This window comes from Streptomyces sp. HSS9-12 (assembly GCF_054963655.1).
Window position 1 is genome coordinate 71,592 of the sequence record NZ_JBUEGC010000030.1, and the last position, 13,710, is coordinate 85,301.

Annotated in this window: 12 protein-coding genes and 2 pseudogenes; 11 read left to right on the forward strand and 3 right to left on the reverse strand. The window is 68.9% G+C overall.

The features are described from left to right. Nucleotides 1-58 precede the first annotated feature (58 nt). The 10 genes and pseudogenes from nuoH to ACY34J_RS17765 all read left to right on the forward strand — a co-directional run bounded on the left by nuoH (nucleotide 59) and on the right by ACY34J_RS17765 (nucleotide 10,213). Nucleotides 59-1,381: an NADH-quinone oxidoreductase subunit NuoH gene (nuoH, locus tag ACY34J_RS17720; RefSeq protein ID WP_462727491.1), complete on the forward strand. Its 1,323-nt coding sequence runs from the start codon at nucleotides 59-61 to the stop codon at nucleotides 1,379-1,381. Next, nucleotides 1,374-2,015 (forward strand): NADH-quinone oxidoreductase subunit NuoI, encoded by a 642-nt coding sequence (nuoI, locus tag ACY34J_RS17725; RefSeq protein WP_462727426.1) that lies wholly within the window; start codon nucleotides 1,374-1,376, stop codon nucleotides 2,013-2,015. Before nuoH ends, nuoI begins: the two co-directional genes overlap by 8 nt. Beyond that, nucleotides 2,012-2,818, forward strand: a complete 807-nt coding sequence (locus ACY34J_RS17730; RefSeq protein WP_462727425.1) for an NADH-quinone oxidoreductase subunit J — start codon at nucleotides 2,012-2,014, stop codon at nucleotides 2,816-2,818. Before nuoI ends, ACY34J_RS17730 begins: the two co-directional genes overlap by 4 nt. Further along, nucleotides 2,815-3,114 (forward strand): NADH-quinone oxidoreductase subunit NuoK, encoded by a 300-nt coding sequence (gene nuoK, locus ACY34J_RS17735; RefSeq protein ID WP_355896636.1) that lies wholly within the window; start codon nucleotides 2,815-2,817, stop codon nucleotides 3,112-3,114. Before ACY34J_RS17730 ends, nuoK begins: the two co-directional genes overlap by 4 nt. Nucleotides 3,115-3,127: 13 nt before the next feature. After that, nucleotides 3,128-5,068, forward strand: coding sequence for an NADH-quinone oxidoreductase subunit L (gene nuoL / locus ACY34J_RS17740; RefSeq protein WP_462727424.1), 1,941 nt, complete (start codon nucleotides 3,128-3,130; stop codon nucleotides 5,066-5,068). Between the two features lie 5 nt (nucleotides 5,069-5,073). Further along, a complete protein-coding gene (locus ACY34J_RS17745) occupies nucleotides 5,074-6,678 on the forward strand; it encodes an NADH-quinone oxidoreductase subunit M (protein WP_462727423.1) in 1,605 nt (534 codons plus the stop codon). Beyond that, complete coding sequence (nuoN, locus tag ACY34J_RS17750; RefSeq protein WP_462727422.1) at nucleotides 6,675-8,327, forward strand: NADH-quinone oxidoreductase subunit NuoN; 1,653 nt, start codon at nucleotides 6,675-6,677, stop codon at nucleotides 8,325-8,327. Before ACY34J_RS17745 ends, nuoN begins: the two co-directional genes overlap by 4 nt. A 136-nt stretch (nucleotides 8,328-8,463) precedes the next feature. Beyond that, a pseudogene (locus tag ACY34J_RS17755) lies at nucleotides 8,464-9,078 on the forward strand (glycerophosphodiester phosphodiesterase family protein); the annotation flags it as partial. A gap of 17 nt (nucleotides 9,079-9,095) precedes the next feature. Next, a pseudogene (locus ACY34J_RS17760) lies at nucleotides 9,096-9,764 on the forward strand (DegT/DnrJ/EryC1/StrS family aminotransferase); the annotation flags it as partial. After that, complete coding sequence (locus tag ACY34J_RS17765) at nucleotides 9,761-10,213, forward strand: NUDIX hydrolase (RefSeq protein ID WP_462727421.1); 453 nt, start codon at nucleotides 9,761-9,763, stop codon at nucleotides 10,211-10,213. The pseudogene ACY34J_RS17760 and the gene ACY34J_RS17765, both read left to right, overlap by 4 nt. A 96-nt stretch (nucleotides 10,214-10,309) precedes the next feature. Here ACY34J_RS17765 and ACY34J_RS17770 read toward each other — a convergent pair whose 3' ends face one another. The 3 genes from ACY34J_RS17770 to ACY34J_RS17780 all read right to left on the reverse strand — a co-directional run bounded on the left by ACY34J_RS17770 (nucleotide 10,310) and on the right by ACY34J_RS17780 (nucleotide 12,491). After that, nucleotides 10,310-11,065 (reverse strand): HEAT repeat domain-containing protein, encoded by a 756-nt coding sequence (locus tag ACY34J_RS17770; protein ID WP_462761964.1) that lies wholly within the window; start codon nucleotides 11,063-11,065, stop codon nucleotides 10,310-10,312. Beyond that, complete coding sequence (gene fahA / locus ACY34J_RS17775) at nucleotides 10,990-12,204, reverse strand: fumarylacetoacetase (RefSeq protein WP_462727420.1); 1,215 nt, start codon at nucleotides 12,202-12,204, stop codon at nucleotides 10,990-10,992. Before fahA ends, ACY34J_RS17770 begins: the two co-directional genes overlap by 76 nt. Nucleotides 12,205-12,356: 152 nt before the next feature. Further along, nucleotides 12,357-12,491 (reverse strand): FCD domain-containing protein, encoded by a 135-nt coding sequence (locus ACY34J_RS17780; RefSeq protein ID WP_462727419.1) that lies wholly within the window; start codon nucleotides 12,489-12,491, stop codon nucleotides 12,357-12,359. A gap of 242 nt (nucleotides 12,492-12,733) precedes the next feature. On the opposite strand from ACY34J_RS17780, the gene ACY34J_RS17785 reads away from it, so the two are divergent. Next, complete coding sequence (locus tag ACY34J_RS17785) at nucleotides 12,734-13,336, forward strand: hypothetical protein (RefSeq protein ID WP_462727418.1); 603 nt, start codon at nucleotides 12,734-12,736, stop codon at nucleotides 13,334-13,336. Nucleotides 13,337-13,710 lie beyond the last annotated feature (374 nt).

The following is a 13,710-nucleotide window of genomic DNA, read 5'->3' on the forward strand; positions in this document are numbered from 1 at the left end:
CTCGACGCCGAGCGCAGGTTCGGCCCTCAGCCAGTACCTCGCGGCCGGTGACCTGTCCATGTTCGGACGGGACCCGTGGTGGCTGGTCGTGATCAAGGCGGTCTTCTGCTTCGCCTTCCTGATGCTGACCGTGCTGTTCTCGATCGTCTGGGAGCGCAAGGTCGTCGCGTGGATGCAGCTGCGCATCGGCCCCAACCGGCACGGCCCCTGGGGCATGCTGCAGTCCCTCGCCGACGGCATCAAGCTGATGCTGAAGGAAGACATCGTCGTCAAGCGCGCCGACAAGGTCGTCTACGTCCTCGCGCCGATCGTCGCCGCCATCCCCGCCTTCATGGCCGTCGCGGTGATCCCGTTCGGCCCGGCCGGCAACGAGGTCTCGATCTTCGGACACCGGACGACGATGCAGCTGACCGATCTGCCGATCGCGGTCCTGTACATCCTCGCGGTCGCCTCGGTCGGCATCTACGGCATCGTGCTGGCCGGCTGGTCGTCCGGCTCGACGTACCCGCTGCTCGGCGGCCTGCGCTCCTGCGCGCAGATGATCTCCTACGAGATCGCGATGGGCGCCGCCTTCGCGTCGGTCTTCCTCTACTCCGGGTCGATGTCGACCTCGACGATCGTCGAGGCCCAGCACGACCGCTGGTTCGTGATCCTGCTGCCGGTGTCCTTCCTGCTCTACATCGCGACGATGGTGGGCGAGACCAACCGGGCGCCGTTCGACATGCCGGAGTCCGAGGGCGACCTGGTCGGCGGCTTCAACACCGAGTACTCGTCGATCAAGTTCGCGATGTTCATGCTCGCCGAATACGTGAACATGGTGACGGTCTCGGCGGTCGCCGCGACCCTGTTCCTCGGCGGCTGGCGGGCTCCGTACCCGATCAGCGCGTTCTGGCCGGGTGCGAACCACGGCTGGTGGCCGATGCTCTGGTTCGTCATCAAGGTCCAGCTGCTGCTGTTCTTCTTCATCTGGCTGCGCGGCACGCTCCCGCGGGTGCGCTACGACCAGCTGATGAAGCTCGGCTGGAAGGTGCTCATCCCGGTCTCGGTGACCTGGCTGATGCTGGTCGCCACCGTCCGGGCGCTGCGCAACGAGAACTACCAGTTCCAGGACATCGCGCTGTACGTCGGCGGCGGGGTGCTCGCGATCCTGCTGCTGTCCTTCCTCATCGACGTGTTCCGGGCGCGGGAGGAGCACAAGGCGGAGGCCGAGGGCGGTCCACCGCCCGAGTTCGACCCCATGGCCGGCGGCTTCCCCGTACCGCCGCTGCCCGGACAGACCCTGCCGCCCGTACCGAGGCGCCGCTCGCGCGGTGAGCGCCAGCTGGTCGGTCACGGTCCGGCGGAGACCACCGAAGACGGTAAGGAGGCCGACGGTGCCTGACTTCCAGAACCCCGTAGCCGGCTTCGGCGTGACCTTCAAGGGCATGTTCAAGAAGCGGCTGACCGAGCAGTACCCCGAGTACAAGAAGCCGACCGCGCCTCGCTTCCACGGCCGGCACCAGCTCAACCGGCACCCGGACGGGCTGGAGAAGTGCATCGGCTGCGAGCTGTGCGCCTGGGCCTGCCCGGCTGACGCCATCTATGTGGAGGGCGCGGACAACACCGACGAGGAGCGCTACTCGCCGGGTGAGCGCTACGGCCGCGTCTACCAGATCAACTATCTGCGCTGCATCCTGTGCGGTCTGTGCGTCGAGGCGTGCCCGACCCGGGCGCTGACGATGACGAACGACTACGAACTCGCCGACCGGACCCGCGAGTCGCTCATCTACACCAAGGAGGAGCTGCTCGCCGGCCTGGAGGAGGGCATGGTCGACACCCCGCACGCGATCTTCCCCGGGATGACCGAGAAGGACTACTACCGCGGCCTGGTCACCGAGGCCGCACCCGGTACGGAACGCCAGGTCGCGGTCTCCAAGGGCGAAGTGCCCGACTCCGAGCGGCCTCCGGCCGGGGCCGACGGGACGGTCACGACCCCCGGCGGCACCCGGCCGGCCGGGACGGGGGAGGAGGCATGAGCACCATCGCCGCAGCGGCCTCCACCGGGGAGGCCGTACAGTTCTGGCTCCTCGGTGTCGTCGCCGTCCTGGGCGCACTCGGCACGGTCCTGATGAAGAAGGCCGTGCACAGCGCGCTCTGCCTGGCCGGGACCATGATCGTCCTGGCGGTCTTCTATCTCGCCAACGGCGCGTACTTCCTCGGCATCGTGCAGATCGTCGTCTACACCGGCGCGATCATGATGCTGTTCCTGTTCGTGGTCATGCTGGTCGGCGTCACCGCCGCCGACTCGCTCAAGGAGACCCTGAAGGGCCAGCGCTGGCTGGCGGCGGCCTGCGGCCTCGGCTTCGGCATCCTGCTGATCGCCGGGATCGGCAACGCCTCCCTGAAGACCTTCAACGGTCTGGGCCAGGCCAACGCCGGCGGAAACGTCGAGGGCCTGGCCGCGCTGATCTTCACCAAGTACGTGTTCGCCTTCGAGATCACCGGCGCGCTGCTGATCACGGCTGCCATCGGCGCGATGGTGCTCACCCACCGCGAGCGCACCGAGCGCGCCGCGACCCAGCGCGAGCAGTCCGTGGCCCGGATCCGCAACGGCAAGCACATCCCGCCGCTGCCGGCGCCCGGCGTGTACGCCCGGCACAATGCCGTGGACATCCCCGGCCTGCTGCCCGACGGCACACCGTCCGAGCTCACCGTCAGCCAGACGCTGCGCGCCCGCGGTCAGGTCCGGGATGTCTCCCAGGAGGCGCTCGCCGATCTGGCCGCGCTGGAGCAGCGCGCCGAGCACCGGCTCGAGCGGAGCGAGGAGGCCTCGAAGTGAATCCGGTCAACTACCTCTATCTCGCGGCCCTGCTGTTCAGCATCGGCGCGGCGGGCGTGCTGATCCGGCGCAACGCGATCGTCGTGTTCATGTGCATCGAGCTGATGCTGAACGCCTGCAACCTCGCGTTCGTCACCTTCTCGCGCATGCACGGCAACCTCGACGGCCAGATCATCGCCTTCTTCACGATGGTCGTCGCCGCCGCCGAGGTCGTGGTCGGCCTGGCGATCATCGTGACGATTTTCCGTACCCGCCACTCGGCCTCGGTCGACGACGCCAGCCTGATGAAGCTGTAAGGGGTCGCAAACAGTGGAGAACCTCATCGGATTGCTCGTCGCGGCGCCGCTTCTCGGCGCTGCGGTGCTGCTGTGCGGCGGCAGGTGGCTCGACCGTACGGGCCACTGGATCGGCTGCGCGCTCGCGGCGGCCTCGTTCGTGGTCGGAGCGGTGCTCTTCACCGACATGCTCGGCCGCGACGGCGAACACCGCGCCATCCACCAGCACCTGTACAGCTGGTTTTCCGTCGGAAGCTTCCACGCGGACGTGGCCTTCCAACTGGACCAGCTGTCCATGACCTTCGTCCTGCTGATCACCGGTGTGGGCACGCTGATCCACATCTACTCGATCGGCTATATGGAGCACGACGAGCGGCGCCGCCGCTTCTTCGGCTATCTCAACCTCTTTCTCGCGGCGATGCTGCTGCTCGTCCTCGCCGACAACTACCTGCTGCTGTACGTCGGGTGGGAGGGCGTCGGCCTGGCGTCGTACCTGCTGATCGGCTTCTGGCAGCACAAGCCGTCGGCGGCCACGGCGGCGAAGAAGGCGTTCATCGTCAACCGCGTCGGCGACATGGGTCTGTCGATCGCGATCATGCTGATGTTCACGACCTTCGGGACGTTCGCCTTCGAGCCGGTGCTGGCCTCGGTCCACAAGACCGGCGAGGGCACGCTCACCGCGATCGGCCTGATGCTGCTGCTCGCCGCGTGCGGCAAGTCGGCCCAGGTGCCGCTGCAGTCCTGGCTCGGTGACGCGATGGAGGGCCCGACCCCGGTCTCGGCCCTCATCCACGCCGCCACCATGGTGACCGCCGGCGTGTACCTGATCACCAGGTCCGGTGCGATCTTCAACGCTGCGCCTCAGGCCCAGACGGCGGTCGTGGCCGTCGGCGCGGTCACGCTGCTCTTCGGTGCGATCGTCGGTTGCGCGAAGGACGACATCAAGAAGGCCCTGGCCGGGTCGACCATGTCGCAGATCGGCTACATGGTCCTCGCCGCCGGCCTCGGGCCCATCGGCTATGTCTTCGCGATCATGCACCTGGTCACCCACGGCTTCTTCAAGGCCGGGCTGTTCCTCGGTGCCGGATCGGTCATGCACGCCATGAACGACGAGGTCGACATGCGCAAGTACGGGGCCTTGAGGAAGTACATGCCGGTCACCTTCGTCACCTTCGGCCTCGGCTATCTGGCGATCATCGGCTTCCCGGGCCTGTCCGGCTTCTGGTCCAAGGACAAGATCATCGAGGCGGCCTTCGCCAAGGGCGGTACGGAGGGCTGGATCCTCGGCGGCGCGGCACTGCTGGGCGCGGCCATCACCGCGTTCTACATGACCCGCGTGATGCTGCTGACCTTCTTCGGCGAGAAGCGGTGGCAGCCGGCCCCGGACCCCGACACGGCGCCCAGCGTCGAGCCGGGCATCGAGGTGCACCCCGGGGAACTGCCGCACCCGCACGAGTCTCCGAAGTCGATGACGATTCCGATGATCCTGCTGGCCTTCGGGTCGGTCTTCGCGGGCGGGCTGTTCAGCCTGAACGACGCGTTCCTGCACTGGCTGGACCCGGTCACGGGCCATGCGCACGGGCATCCGCCTGTCAGCGCACTGACCGTCACCCTCGCCACGATGGCCGTCCTCGTCATCGGCGCCGGACTCGCCTGGGCGCAGTACGGACGCCGGCCGGTCCCCGTCGTGGCGCCCCGTGGCTCGCTGCTCACCCGGGCCGCGCGCCGCGATCTGCTCCAGGACGACTTCAACCACGCCGTGTTCGTCAAGCCCGGCGAGTACCTCACCCGCGGCCTGGTCTACCTCGACCACTCGGTCGTCGACGGAGTGGTCAACGGCACCGCGGCCTCGGTCGGCGGGCTGTCCGGCCGGATGCGCCGGATCCAGAACGGTTTCGCCCGCTCCTACGCGGTCTCGATGTTGGGCGGTACGGCGGTGCTCATCGCCGCGACCCTGCTGATGAGGGCGGTCTGATCGCCATGTCCCAAACGGTATTTCCCCTGTTGACGCTCACGGCCGCGGTGCCCGCTCTCGGCGCGGTGGCCACCGCTGCGGTACCGGCCGCGCGGCGGGCCGCCGCCAAGTGGCTGGCGCTGTTGTTCTCCCTTGCCACGCTGCTGCTGGCGGCGGCCGTCCTGGTCCGCTTCAAGCCCGGCGGCGCGCGGTACCAGCTGACCGAATCCCACGCCTGGATCAAGGACTTCGGCGTGCGGTACGAGCTGGGAGTGGACGGCATCGCCGTTGCGCTCATCGCGCTGACCGCCGTCCTCATCCCGTTTGTGATCCTGGCGGGCTGGCACGACGCCGATCCGCTGGAAGAGAAGAACCCGAACCGCCGGTGGCGGCCGACCCAGGGCTTCTTCGCGCTGATCCTGATGGTCGAGGCGATGGTGATCCTCTCCTTCGAGGCCACCGACGTCTTCCTCTTCTACATCTTCTTCGAAGCCATGCTGATCCCGATGTACTTCCTCATCGGCGGCTTCGGGGACCGGGCACACGCCGGCGGCGAGGACGACGCGGCCAAGCAGCGGTCGTACGCGGCGGTGAAGTTCCTGCTCTACAACCTCGCAGGCGGCCTGATCATGCTCGCCGCGGTCATCGGGCTCTTCGCCGTCACCGCCCACCAGCTGGGCGCCGGTACCTTCTCCCTCCAGGAGATCGTCCGGGCCCGGGCCAGCGGCGAGCTGCAGATGGCGACCACCACCGAGCGGCTGCTCTTCCTCGGCTTCTTCTTCGCCTTCGCCGTGAAGGCGCCGCTGTGGCCGCTGCACACCTGGCTGCCCAACGCCATGGGGGAGTCGACCGCCCCGGTCGCCGTCCTGATCACCGCGGTGGTCGACAAGGTCGGCACCTTCGCGATGCTCCGCTTCTGCCTCGGGCTGTTCCCGGAGGCCAGCCACTGGGCCACCCCCGCGATCCTTGTGCTCGCCGTCATCAGCATCATCTACGGCGCGCTCCTCGCGGTCGGCCAGCGGGACATCAAGCGGCTGGTGGCCTACGCCTCGATCTCGCACTTCGGCTTCATCATCATGGGCATCTTCGCCATGACCAGCCAGGGGCAGAGCGGCGCCACCCTCTACATGGTCAACCACGGGATCTCGACCGCGGCGCTGATGCTGGTCGCCGGGTTCCTGATCTCGCGCCGCGGCTCGCGCCTGATCGCCGACTACGGCGGTGTCCAGAAGGTCGCCCCGGTGCTGGCCGGCACCTTCCTCATCGGCGGTCTGGCCACCCTGTCGCTGCCGGGGCTCGCGCCGTTCGTCAGCGAATTCCTGGTCCTGGTCGGTACGTTCAGCCGCTACCCGGCACTCGGCATCATCGCCACCTTCGGCATTGTGCTGGCGGCGCTGTACGTACTGGTGCTCTACCAGCGCACGATGACCGGGCCGGTGCGGGAGGGCGTACGGAAGATGCCGGACCTGCGGCTGCGTGAGCTGGTGGTCGTCGGCCCGCTCATCGCGCTGCTGCTGTTCCTCGGCGTCTATCCGCAGCCGCTGACCCAGATCGTCAACCCGGCCGTCCAGCACACCCTGTCCGACGTGCACAAGAAGGACCCGACGCCCGAGGTGGAGGCCGCGAAGTGAGCACTGCGACAGCTGTCCACAGCCTGTGGACAACGGCAGCCGGGCCAATCGACAAGATCCCGGCCCCGCAGATCGAGTACGGCCAGCTGGCGCCGACGCTGATCGTGATCGGCGCGGCCGTCCTGGGCGTCCTGATCGAGGCCTTCCTGCCGCGCCGCAGCCGCTACTACGCACAGCTGCTGCTGAGCCTGGTCGCGCTGGCGGCTGCCTTCGCGGCCGTCATCGGGCTCGCGGCGGGCGGCTATGCGACGGGCAAGGCGGGGGTGGCGGCGATGGGGGCCGTCGCCGTCGACGGTCCGGCGCTGTTCCTGCAGGGGACGATCCTGCTGGTCTCCCTGATCGCCGTCTTCACCTTCGCCGAGCGGCGGCTGGACCCAGCCGCCCACGGCAAGCGGGTCGACTCCTTCGCCGCGCAGCCCGCGGCCGTACCGGGCAGCGCGGGCGAACAGGCCGCGGTCAAGGCCGGGTTCACCACCACCGAGGTCTTCCCGATCCTGCTCTTCGCGGTCGGCGGGATGCTCCTCTTCCCCTCCGCCAACGACCTGCTGACGCTGTTCATCGCCCTGGAGGTGTTCTCCCTCCCGCTGTATGTGCTGTGCGCGCTGGCCCGCCGCCACCGCCTGCTCTCGCAGGAGGCAGCGGTCAAGTACTTCCTGCTCGGCGCGTTTTCCTCCGCCTTCCTGCTGTTCGGTGTCGCGCTGCTGTACGGCTACGCGGGCACGGTCTCGTACGCCGGGATCGCGGAAGTCGTCGCCGGTCAGGTCCGCCAGGTGGACCCGGCGCTCGCCGGGACCATGGGCAATGACGCCCTGCTGCTGATCGGCGGCGCGATGGTGCTGGTGGGCCTGCTGTTCAAGGTCGGCGCCGTGCCGTTCCACATGTGGACGCCGGATGTCTACCAGGGCGCCCCGACCCCGGTCACCGGCTTCATGGCGGCGGCCACCAAGGTCGCGGCCTTCGGTGCGTTGCTGCGGCTGCTGTACGTCGTGCTGCCCGGCCTGCGCTGGGACTGGCGGCCGGTGATGTGGGGCGTCGCGATCGTCACGATGGTGATCGGCGCGATCCTCGCGGTCACCCAGACCGATGTGAAGCGGCTGCTGGCGTACTCCTCGATCGCGCACGCCGGCTTCATCCTCGCCGGTGTCATCGCCGCCAGCCCGGACGGCATTTCGTCCGTGCTGTTCTACCTGGCCGCGTACTCCTTCGTGACGCTCGGCGCCTTCGCCGTGGTGACGCTGGTGCGCGACGCGGGCGGCGAGGCAACCCACCTGTCCAAGTGGGCCGGGCTCGGGCGTCGTTCGCCGCTGGTCGCGGCCATCTTCGCGGTGTTCCTGCTGGCCTTCGCGGGCATTCCGCTGACCTCCGGATTCTCCGGTAAGTTCGCGGTCTTCAAGGCGGCCGCCGAGAGCGGTGCGGGCGCGCTGGTGGTCGTGGGTGTGATCTCCTCCGCGATCGCCGCGTTCTTCTACATCCGGGTGATCGTGCTGATGTTCTTCAGCGAGCCGCAGCCCGGCGGGCCCTCGGTCGCCGTGCCGAGCCCGCTGACGATGACGGCGATCGCGGTCGGGGTCGCGGTCACCCTCGCCCTGGGTGTCGCACCGCAGTACTTCCTGGATCTGGCCGGCCAGGCGGGCGTGTTCGTGCGGTAGCCGCAGCCAGGACGCTCCGGCGAAGGGGGAGCAGGGACACCTCCCTGCTCCCCCTTCCCTGAATGTCATTCGCCACATTTCTACGGATTCCGGGGGCGTTGGCCGTTCGTTCACCACTGGATGGCACATTGTCCGGGTGAATCTCGACCAGTCCCAGCGCCGACTGCCCGCACCGGCCGTCCCCACCGGCCGGGTCACCCAGGTCATCGCCCACCGCGGCGCCTCCTACGAGCACCCCGAGCACACCCTCGCCGCATACGAGCAGGCCATCGCGGACGGCGCCGACGCGCTGGAGTGCGATGTACGGCTGACCGGCGACGGCCGGCTGGTGTGCGTCCACGACCGCCGCGTGGACCGTACGTCCGACGGGCGCGGCGCCGTCTCCGCCATGAGCCTCGATGAGCTCGACCGCCTGGACTTCGGCTCCTGGAAGGGCGGCGGCGCCGAGCCCGCGCGCATTCTCGCCTTCGACGAGCTGCTGGCGCTGGCCACCTCCGCCCCCCGGCCGGTCGGCATCGCCGTCGAGACCAAGCACCCCACTCGCTGGGCGGGCCGCGTCGAGCAGGAGCTCTTCCGCCAGCTCCGGCTCTTCGGCCTCCACCGTCCGGAACCGGGCCGGCCGCCGCGGGTGCGGGTGATGAGCTTTTCACGGCTGGCGCTGCGCCGGATGCGGGCGCTCGCCCCTGAGCTGCCGCGCGTCCTGCTGACCGAACGCACAAGGGCCAGCGGGTCGGATCCTTCGGCTCCGCATCTGCGTTCAGCCTCAACGGACCCAAGCCCCTGTCCGCCGGCGAGGGTGGATTCATGGCCACCGACGACACCGAGCTGTACTACCGGGCGCTGCTTCACGGCCAGTACAACAAGCGATGCCGCCGCGAGATCCCGGCCGACCACCAGCTTGCACCCTTCGCGGTCACCGGCATGGGCCTGAAGCTCCGCATCCACCCACTCGCTGCGGCCCTCGCCCGCGCCCAACTGGAGCGACTGGAGGACCACCTCACCGGCCGACGGGAGATCGCACAGTGGATGTTCACCGCCCTGGACGGCATCCCGGGCATCCAGGTACCGAACGTGGCTCCGGAAGCCGGACCATCGTGGTACGCGCTTCCCCTCCACTACGACCAGGACGCGCTCGGCAGGCTGCCGTTGCAGCGGTTCATGGACGCCGTACAGGCGGAAGGAGACGTCGAGGCGGATCTCCCGGGCTCGACCTGTCCCCTCCACACGCATCCACTGTTCCAACGCCCCGGGTCCCTGCTACCCGGCTACGCTGACCATCAGGGCCCCGCTGAAGGAGACTTCCCCATCGCACACCAGGTGCACGCCACGACGCTGAAGCTCCCCGTGTGGCATCGCCAGCAGGACATCGCCATCGCTGACGCCTACACCACGGCCATCAGCAAGGTAGCTGCCCACGCCAAGGACGTGATGACGTGACCGCCTCGGTCGACACCAATCTCCTCGAAGACCTCCTCAAAGCTGCCGCAGTCGACGGCGTCACCAAGACCGTCGTCGGCGCCGTCGTCGCCGCTGGCGACAAGGTGCTCCTCTTACATCGCCCCGCCGATGACTACCTCGGCGGCCTGTGGGAACTCCCGAGCGGCGGTGTCAACGACGGCGAGTCACTGCTCGACGCTCTCCGCCGCGAAGTCGAAGAGGAGACCGGGCTGACCGTCACCGCGGTCGGCGGCTACCTCAACCACTTCGACTACCTGTCCAAGAGCGGTAAGAAGACGAGGCAGTTCAACTTCACCGTCGATGTGACCGGCGATGACGTGAAGCTCACCGAACACGACGACCACCTGTGGGCCGACCGCGCCAATCAGGCGCGAGTCAGCAGCGCGGTCCGGAACGTTCTCGACGCCTGGCACGAACGCACCTCCTGATCAGCCAGGAGGAGCTGGGTTATACCGGAGGCCCGCGCCCTGGGGCGTGGGCCTTCGCATACCCGGATGGACTCGTCAGCGGTTTGCGCCGCCGCGTCACGCCCCTCGAGCGGCGAAGGCCCGGACGTCCGCGTCGCGGTCGCCGGCTGCCGTGGCCAGGACGGCGCGGGCGTCTTCGCGGTCGCCGTGTGCGAGGAGGGCGAGGACCGTCGCCTTGCGGACGTCGGCGTTGGGGTCGGCGAGTGCCTTGGCCAGGGCGGGGATCGCGAGATCGGGTGGTGCCGCCGCCAGTGCGGTGGCCGCACCTGTGCGGACCTGCCAGGCCGGGTCGTCGAGTGCAGACACCGCGAGCGCGGCCGCCGCCGGCGCCGGGCAGCCCGTGACGGTGTGGGCCTCGAAGGCCGCGGCCCGTACGAGCGGATCGGTGTCGTGCACCAGACGCTCCAGCGCGGGCAGCGCGCCGCGCCGGTCCCTGCCCGTCGCGCCAAGGCCCTTGGCCACGGCCACGCGGACTTCACGCGAGGCGTCGGCCGCCGCCTGCGCCAGGGCGTCGACCGCGTCCAGCGACACCAACGCGCGCACCGTCTCGATGCGGACCTCGATGTCGGATCGGTGAGCGACTCGGCGGGCCGACTGATCGACAGCGGCGTCCCGTCCAGGCTGCTCACCATCCGGCTCCCGAAGCCGATCAGCTCTTACCTGCCGCGTTGAGCTGACCGCCCGCCCCTGTGAACAGGGGGCGGGCGGGAAAGTCGCCTGGGGTCGTGGGTCGTGGGCTACCGCCTGGCCGGCAGGATCCGGCCCGCCACCTCGCCGAGGCCGACGGGGACGCCACCCGGCCCGGGAGCCCAGGCCGTGAGGGTGACCTCGTCACCGTCCTCGAGGAACGTCCGCTTGCCGTCGGGCAGCTCGATGGGGTCCCGTCCGGCCCACGTGAGTTCCAGCAGGCAGCCGCGCTGCTCCACCCGCGGCCCACTGACCGTGCCCGAGGCGAACAGGTCGCCGGTGCGGAGCGAGGCGCCGTTGACGGTCATATGGGCCAGCTGCTGGGCCGCTGTCCAGTACATGGTGGAGAAGGGCGGCTCGGAGACGGTGTGGCCGTTGATCGCCACCGTGATCCGGATGTCCAGGCCGCCGGGCTCGAGTCCGGAGTCGTCGAGGTACGGCAGGAGCGCGTGGTCGCGGGCCGGGGGCGCGGTACGGGCCGCGTCGAGTGCGTCCAGCGGCGTGATCCAAGCGGAGACGGAGGTGGCGAAGGACTTCCCCAGGAACGGGCCGAGCGGGACGTATTCCCAGGCCTGAATGTCGCGTGCGGACCAGTCGTTGAGCAGGCAGACCCCGAAGACGTGGTCGCGGAACGCGGACTGCGGGACCGCCTCGCCGAGCGCCGACGGGGTGCCGACGACGAAACCGACCTCGGCTTCGATGTCCAGGCGCTGTGAGGGACCGAAGGTGGGCGCGGCGTCGGCGGGTGCCTTGCGCTGCCCGCGTGGCCGTAGGACGGGGGTACCGGAGACGACGACGGTGCCCGCCCGGCCGTGGTAACCGATCGGCAGGTGCTTCCAGTTGGGGGTGAGCGGCTCGCCGTCGGGGCGGAAGATGCGGCCGACGTTGGTGGCGTGGTGCTCGCTGGCGTAGAAGTCGACGTAGTCGGCCACCTCGAATGGCAGATGGAGGGTGACGTCGTCGAGCGGGTGGAGGAAGGACTCGATCGCCGGATACCCGAGCCAGGTGACGATGTGCTCGCGTACGTCCTGCCACACCGAACTGCCCTTGGCCATCAGCGGGTTGAGCGTGGGGTGCGCCAGCAGGTCGGCGTACTCCGAGCTGAGCGCGGTCGCTGCCGTGTGCACGTCCAGGACATGTCGGCCGTAACGGACGCCGATTCGGCGTCGCTGGGGCTCGTCAGCCGTGCTGAAGACGCCGTAGGGGAGGTTGTGCAGGCCGAAGGGGTCGTCTTCCGCCACAGCGAGCGCGCTCTGCTCGGGCATGTATCGCCAGCCTCGCCTTCCTGTTCACCGGATGTGGGCCGGGCCCACACATTACGGCCTGAAGGCGGAAGGCCGTGCGGATCGCATGTGTGCGGGGCCTGCAGAAACCTGACGTGGTAATGGCGACCGCTCGGTCCCGTCCGTTTCGCTCGTCAGTCGAACGCGGGGCGCAGGCGGGCCCGGGGGGACTCGGCGTGCCGGCGCATGGCGTCCGCTGCCGCATCGGGGTCGCCGGTCGCGATCGCGTCGGTGATGGCGCTGTGCTCCTCGATCGCTGCCGTGCCCACGTAAGTCTGGCCGGATGGGTAGCGATGCCCTCCGCTTCGCTGCCTGCTGTGCCGCTGCGCCCCTGCCGGTCAAGTCGCAATGCGCCACTGGGGCCATGGACGGCGGATCCGGGTGGGCCACCAGCGTGAACCGGACAACCGGAACGTTACGACCGCAGTGTGAAGGGTCAGCCCTTTGAACGAATGGATCCGTCCGCGTCAAGGCATACACGCAGTACGGCAGAGATTTTTTAGGAGAAATCATGCAAAAAGTCTCATCCTTGAAGGGATCGGCTGTCACTGTGGCCCTGGGCTTGGCCCTGGGGCTGGCCGGTATCCCTTCCGTCGCACAGGCCTACTCGTCGTCCGGCAGCAAGATCTCCAAAAACCGGCCCGACAACTGCTCACCTTCGAGTGGGTGTGCGGGCTGGTACGTCAAGCACGACAAGGAAGGCGGGTACGGCAAACCCGGCCACGGCAAGCCTGGGAAGCCCTACGGCCGGTATGGCAAGCCTGGGAAGCCTTATGGCGGGTACGGCAACCACGACCACCGCAAGCCTTACGGCGGGTACGGCAACCACGACCACGGCAACCACGACCACCGCAAGCCTTACGGCGGGTACGGCAAGCACGACCACGGCAAGCACGACCATGGCAAGCCTTACGGCGGGTACGGCAAGCACGACCACGGCAACCACGACCACGGCAAGCCCTATGGCGGGTACGGCAAGCACGACCACGGCAAGCACGACCACGGCAAGCCTTACGGCGGGTACGGCAAGCACGACCACGGCAAGCCCAATGGCGGGTACGGCAAGCACGACCACGGCAAGCACGACCACGGCAAGCAGGGCATGCACGGCTGACAAGCCGTCGATGAGCTGAACTGTGGAGTGAACCGCCCGCCGGCGTGCCGGCGGGCGGTTACGCATGCGCGAGACGATGCGATCAGACCGCCGACCCGAGTGCTCCCCCCGAGGCGGGAGCGCACACGCGGAGTGCCTCTGCCGATCAATCGGCGAAGTCGTCGAACCGCCTCGACGCCGCACAGGCAGACGCCCAGGTCACGGGAAAATCCCGTCGGACGCGTGACACAGGAGGTAGGGCCGATCCATGTCCCACCGCTCAGCGGTCTCTGTGACCTGTGTCACCAGGGCTCTGGTGGGGCGGGCGCCCGCTGTGATCCACAGGCGACCGGATACGCTGCCCATGGTGAGAGCGACACATCGACTTTCCACTT

Bases quoted from the DNA above. Each gene is read 5' to 3' on its own strand.
- nuoH (WP_462727491.1), top strand. From the start codon at position 59: ATGTTCGGACGGGACCCGTGGTGGCTGGTCGTGATCAAGGCGGTCTTC.
- ACY34J_RS17730 (WP_462727425.1), top strand. From the start codon at position 2,012: ATGAGCACCATCGCCGCAGCGGCCTCCACCGGGGAGGCCGTACAGTTC.
- ACY34J_RS17745 (WP_462727423.1), top strand. From the start codon at position 5,074: ATGTCCCAAACGGTATTTCCCCTGTTGACGCTCACGGCCGCGGTGCCC.
- fahA (WP_462727420.1), bottom strand. From the start codon at position 12,204: ATGCCCGAGCAGAGCGCGCTCGCTGTGGCGGAAGACGACCCCTTCGGC.
- ACY34J_RS17785 (WP_462727418.1), top strand. From the start codon at position 12,734: ATGCAAAAAGTCTCATCCTTGAAGGGATCGGCTGTCACTGTGGCCCTG.